Source organism: Haloferax sp. s1 (assembly GCF_058382125.1).
This window is the reverse complement of record NZ_JBZRPK010000429.1, coordinates 1-4557: the sequence shown is the minus strand read 5'-3', so window position 1 is coordinate 4557 and position 4557 is coordinate 1. Positions and strand designations below refer to the sequence as shown.

At 61.0% G+C, this 4557-nt stretch carries 6 protein-coding genes; 1 reads left to right on the top strand and 5 read right to left on the bottom strand.

Features of this window, described 5'->3' with window-relative positions:
* The 5 genes from QT222_RS05930 to QT222_RS05910 all read right to left on the bottom strand — a co-directional run.
* Positions 1 to 1030, bottom strand: a 1030-nt coding sequence (locus QT222_RS05930; RefSeq protein WP_491476618.1) for an FAD-binding protein, incomplete at its 3' end; no start/stop codon positions are given.
* A gap of 55 nt (positions 1031 to 1085) precedes the next feature.
* Positions 1086 to 1967, bottom strand: coding sequence for a succinate dehydrogenase/fumarate reductase iron-sulfur subunit (locus QT222_RS05925; RefSeq protein WP_004060314.1), 882 nt, complete (start codon positions 1965 to 1967; stop codon positions 1086 to 1088).
* Between the two features lie 2 nt (positions 1968 to 1969).
* Positions 1970 to 2341 carry a succinate dehydrogenase/fumarate reductase transmembrane subunit gene (locus QT222_RS05920; RefSeq protein WP_491476617.1) on the bottom strand — a complete coding sequence of 124 codons (372 nt, stop codon included), beginning with the start codon at positions 2339 to 2341 and terminating at the stop codon, positions 1970 to 1972.
* The gene (sdhC, locus tag QT222_RS05915) at positions 2341 to 2736 is read right to left on the bottom strand and encodes a succinate dehydrogenase, cytochrome b556 subunit (RefSeq protein ID WP_491476616.1); all 396 of its coding nucleotides are present in this window, start codon (positions 2734 to 2736) and stop codon (positions 2341 to 2343) included. Before sdhC ends, QT222_RS05920 begins: the two co-directional genes overlap by 1 nt.
* 110 nt (positions 2737 to 2846) lie before the next feature.
* Positions 2847 to 3872 (bottom strand): succinylglutamate desuccinylase/aspartoacylase family protein, encoded by a 1026-nt coding sequence (locus QT222_RS05910; protein ID WP_491476615.1) that lies wholly within the window; start codon positions 3870 to 3872, stop codon positions 2847 to 2849.
* A 177-nt stretch (positions 3873 to 4049) separates the two neighbouring features.
* Here QT222_RS05910 and QT222_RS05905 point away from each other — a divergent pair.
* A partial coding sequence (locus QT222_RS05905; RefSeq protein WP_491476614.1) for an ATP-grasp domain-containing protein occupies positions 4050 to 4557 on the top strand: 508 nt, incomplete at its 3' end.

Below are 4557 nucleotides of genomic sequence, written 5' to 3'. Positions count from 1 at the left end.
CGGGTTTGACCGGCATCGGCGCTTCGACCGGGTTGACGCCCTCGAAGTCCTCCGAAAGGTGGATGATGTTTTCGAGACGGTCGATGATGCGTTCTTCGCCGAGGTGACGCATGTCGAGGTGGACGTACTCGTCTTCGATGCCGCGACCTTCGTTGACCTCGGTCAACTCGGCCCGCGCGACGACGTCACGAGAGGCGAGTTCGCCGAGGTTGTTCGCGTAGCCGTACTCGAACATGAAGCGCTCGCCGTCCTCGTTGTAGAGAATGCCACCCTCACCGCGAACACCCTCGGTGATGAGGACACCGGTCGAGGGGAGCGTGGTCGGGTGGAACTGGATGAACTCCATGTCCTCCATCGGCACGCCAGCGCGGTAGGCCATCGCGACGCCGTCGCCGGTGTTGGCGACTGCGTTCGTCGTGTGGTCGTAGACCTGACCGAGACCGCCGGTTGCGAGGATGACGCCGTTGCGAGCGCTGAAGCCTTCGACCGTGCCGGTCTGGACGTCGTAGGCGACGATACCGTGACAGGTCCGGTCTTCGGGGTTCTCCTCGTCGGAGACGGCGAGCCGCGTTACGTGCCACTCGTCGTAGACCTTGATGCCGCGCTTGACGAGTTGCTCGTACATCGTGTGGAGCAACTGGTGGCCGGTCTCTGCACCCGCGTAGGTGGTTCGCGGGAACGAGAGGCCGCCGAACGGGCGCTGACTGACGCGGCCGTCGTCGTCACGGGAGAACGCCATTCCCCAGTGTTCGAGTTTGATGGTCTCTTTCGGACTGTCCTTACAGAGGGTCTCGGCCGCCGGTGCGTCGGCGAGATAGTCCGAGCCCTTCATCGTGTCGTACGCGTGGTCCTCCCACGAGTCGCCTTCGCGGAGTGCGGCGTTGATACCACCCTCCGCCGCGCCCGTGTGACTTCGGACCGGATGGAGCTTCGACACGATGGCCACGTCGGCTCCTTCCTCGTGTGCCGCAATCGCCGCGCGCAGGCCCGCCCCGCCCGCGCCGACTACGATAACGTCGTGTTCGTACATGGTGTGTTTGAGTGTGTCGTAGGGTTGGTCGAACTTCAGGGTTTCACCAGAAAGTTCACCAGAACTTCAGGTTGTTTTTGATCGCTTCGCGCTTGAGTTCCTGGATGTGCTCGGTGAGGGGGATATCCTTCGGGCACACCTCCGTACAGGAGAACTGCGTCTGGCAACGCCAGACACCGTGTTCCTGTTCGAGGATTTCGAGACGACGCTGTTTCATGTCCTCGCCCTCGCGTTCGTCCATCGCAAAGCGGTAGGCCTTGTTGATGGCCGCGGGTCCGAGGTACTCGTTGTCGCCAGCGGCGATGTTACACGAGGACATACACGCGCTACACCAGATGCAACGCGTGGACATCTTGACCTTCTCGCGGTTCTCGCGCGTCTGACGCTGCTCTTCGAGTTCGCCGTCCGGAAGCGAGTTCGTCTGGAAGTACGGCTCGACCGCTTCCATCTGGTCGTAGAAGTGCTCCATGTCGACGACGAGGTCTTTGACCACGTCGGCGTGCGGGAGCGGTTCGACGCGAACGGGTTCCGAGAGGTCCGAAAGCTGCGTCTTACAGCCGAGTCGCTGCGACCCGTTGACGAACAGCGCGTCGGACCCACAGATTGCCTGCCGACAGGAGTGTCGGAAGGTAAGCGACGAATCGTAGTGGTCACGCGCCCACATGAGCGCGTCCAAAATCGTCATCCCCTGCTTGTACGGGACGTAGAAGTCGTCGAAGCGGGGTTCCTGTTTGTCCGGCACCTCGGGGTCGTAGCGGAAGACCTTGAGGTGGTACGTGTCGTCCGCAGCGCGCGCTTTCTCGGCCGCTTCGGCCTCGCGCTGCTCTTGGACTCGCTCCGCACGCTCGCGCTTTTTCGCGTCGCGCTTCTGTTTTCCGGCAGGGACCGTCTCAGCGGACGATTCGTCTTCGACTTGGTCGGGAACTTGCGTACTCATGGTTAGATGGGGACACCTCCGGCCCACGCGAGTGCGGTACGGACGCCCTGCACGATGAGGACGACACTCGCGAAGCCGAGAATCGCCTTGACCGCCGTCTTACGGGTGCCTGAGAGGCCCTGATTGACGAGGGCGTTGTAGACGCCGTTGACCCCGTGGAACGTCGCGGTGACGAGAAACAGAATCATCAGCGAGAAGTACGTCAACTCCTGCATTCGCAACCGCGACATCGCGAAGGTGACTTCGTCGGCGTGGTTGACGAAGTGCAGTAGGAAGAAGTGGAATGCCAATACGACGACGAGGAACGCGGCGGTAAGGCGTTGCCACAGCCACCGACGTCCGCCAGGCTCGAAAGACGTGTATCGTTCTGCCATTAGATGCTCACTCCTGCGAGGAAGGTTGGAACGCTCGCAACGACGATGACACCCGTCAAGATGAGGGACGCGTAGAAGCTCTTGTCCTGTGCTTCCAGCCCGACGCCCAGGTCGACGAACAACAGACGCAGCCCGTTGAGGATGTGGAACACCGCCACGGCGAGCAGCCCAACTTCGAGGATACGCACGACGAGTAGGCTCTCCAGCGCCTGAATCGTGTTCGTGTACGCCGGCTTGGTCGTGAGGGCCGTCGACAACACGGCGATGTGGGTAAAGAGGTACCCCACAAGTACCCAGCCGGTGAACTTGTGGAATATCCAGGCCCACATGCCAGCCGAGAACTCCCGCCATCGGCTGAAGTCCTCAATGAGGCCCCGATTGTAAGACTGACTCATGCTCTTGTGAGGGTCGGGACGGGGAGGGTATAGAACTTACGTGTATGATGTTTCATCAAGGTTGGCAAAAATCGCCGGACGCCGGGTTCCTAACCCTACGTCGTACCCACTCAACCCGGTGTTTCGAACGAGGTGGACTGCTCGCGCTCGACGACGCGTCGAACCTTGTCTTTCAGTTCGACGAGGTGGCAAATCGGATTGCCGGGGTAGACGACCGGGTTTTCGAGAACACCGACGAGAACCCCCGTGAAGGGAGCTACGACGGTGACGTTGTCGTCTTTGAATGGGTTGGTAATCGTGCAGATACGGTCGCCCTCGTGGACGAGTGCGCCGCGGTCGTGATGCATGTCGACGATGCCGCCCGCGTCGGCACGGAGCCACGTTTTCTCGTTTTCGTCGGAGATGACGGTCCGCCACCCCGGCCAGTTGACGGTCGAGGTTTCACGAAGCCCGTACTCGGCGAAGACGCTCTCGACGCCAGCCAGCGCCTCGTCGATGAGTTCACGTTGGAACCGGTGGGCTTCGCCCATCTCGACAGTGATTGCAGGTGTCCCGCTCTTAGCCGCCTCAGTTCGGAGCATTCCGTCTGACCCTGAACTGTCGATGATGACGTGCGATCCGAACGCTTTTGCGAGGCGGGCGACGGCATCGTCCGACATGTCGGCGCGGACGTGGAGCATGTTGGTTCGCCCCCGCGTCGACGTGTGGAAGTCGATGCCGAAGTCGCAGGGTTCGATGAAGTTCTGGTAGATGCGGTGTGCCATTCGCTTCGCCCCGGTCGACGTTTCCGACCCCGGGAACGACCGGTTCAGGTCGCGGTCGTAGATTGGGAGATATCGCTGTTGGGCGAGGAATCCGGGAACGTTCAACACCGGCATGCAGACGAGTGTCCCGGCGAGGTCAGAAAGGTCCCACTCGTAGGCCACTTCACGAACGACTTCGATGCCGTTCAGTTCGTCGCCGTGGGCAGCAGCAGAGAGGAAGACGGTCGGCCCCGCTTGCTCCCCGTTGATGATGGTAACAGGGATTCGAACCGGGTCACCGAGATACGTCTCCGAGATGCCGTACCGGATATCTTGTGTTTCACCCGGCTCGACCTTCCCCCCGTTGTAGGTGAAGGCCTCGTTGTCGGCCATGTGAACCGATGGGGCTGCCGGGGTTATAAACAGTCACCCGACTGCGAGGACCCTCCGCGTCGAAGTATGGCACCGCATCATCACTGAATCACAGACATTCACCTCGACTAAGCCATACTCGCGTAGACGCACGTTTCAACCGTCATAGCTTTGAAAGTCGCCTCGCATCAAGGTAGTATGTCCACCACAAACGACACGGTACGCGTCGGAGTGCTTTCCCTGCACAACAGCAAGGAGACGAAGGCAATCCTCAACGCGGTCGAAGACCTCGGCCACGAACCAGTCTGGCTTCGCCGCGAAAACGCGGCGGTCAGCATCGAAGACGGCGAGGTGACAGTCGAACCTGAGGTGGACATCATTGCGAATCGACTGCTCCTGTCGAACACAGAAGAGCCTGCGGAGTTGCTCGGCCTCGCGACGACGTTCAACCGCATCCGACCGATGCTTAACGAGCCTGATGCAGTGCTCGCGGCGATTCACAAGTTCGCTACGGCCGCGACGCTCGCCAACTGGAACATCAAGGTCCCCGACGCCCTACTCGCGCTCTCGAACGACCGACTGAACCAGGACCGAGAGCGCTTCGGCGAGGTGGGCGTCTACAAGTCCGCAATCGGTACGCACGGTGGTGGGACATGGAAAGTAGACCTGACCGAACCCGTGAACCCGAAGGTGGGCAATCGACAGG